The organism is Oleiphilus sp. HI0128 (genome assembly GCF_001635365.1).
The window spans coordinates 1-780 of the sequence record NZ_LWGG01000548.1; the positions used below are offsets into that span (position 1 = coordinate 1).

A 780-nucleotide genomic window follows, 5' to 3' on the forward strand; every position below is an offset into this window, starting at 1 on the left:
GCCTATTGTAATGTGACCCGCCAGGGTGGCCGCGTTGCTAATGTCGAAGTTCACGCCTGGCAAGAAAGCCGCGATAAGCCAATTGCCTTGGCCAGAGCGCATTTTTTGTTAGAGGATTAGGTTTTTCAAAGGGGTCAGACTCGATTGAAATTCAATCGAGTCTGACCCCTTTGAAATTCAACCTCAATGCCCAGGGTAAGCAGTGGTATCGGTCTTCAATTTAAATATCTGATAAGGGCCTTTTTCTTGAATGTACTGGTCAGGCTTGGCTATCACACTTTGTAGCGCACTAGCAGTAACGTATAACCAGCCATTCGGGCCGAAGCTGAAACCATCAGGCCAGCGAAGCTTCTTGTCTTTGTAAAGTGTTTGTATGGAACCATCAGAGCGCATCTGTATGATAGCCGAATGCTCCAGATCGCTGATGTATAGAGTGTCCTCATCATCGATAGTGATGCCATCGCTCATGGTCTTTTCACCAAAAGCTTCGATTTTAGTTTTCAGCGCTTCTGCACTTAGTGCAGGATTATTCAAATCACTTACCCGTACGCGCCACATCTTCTCGTCGGTAACGGGAGCAAAGTAAAGCCATTCTTCGTTGCGGTCTAGCGCAATAGAGTCAACGCCAGGGCGAATAGCAAAAACACCAAACATCAGCATTTTCACACCTTCGACATGAGGAACATAGTAGTCCGGGTCGACCGAGTCGTGGTCTTCAATAGCAATACGAGCACGCTGTTCTATCACATCATAAACGATGATAGATGGGCTAAGACCTAT

1 protein-coding gene is annotated in these 780 nt (G+C 46.7%); it reads right to left on the reverse strand.

The annotated features are described in order from the left end of the window. Nucleotides 1-183 precede the first annotated feature (183 nt). Nucleotides 184-780, reverse strand: a 597-nt coding sequence (locus tag A3763_RS06535) for an L-dopachrome tautomerase-related protein (protein ID WP_197482813.1), incomplete at its 5' end; no start/stop codon positions are given.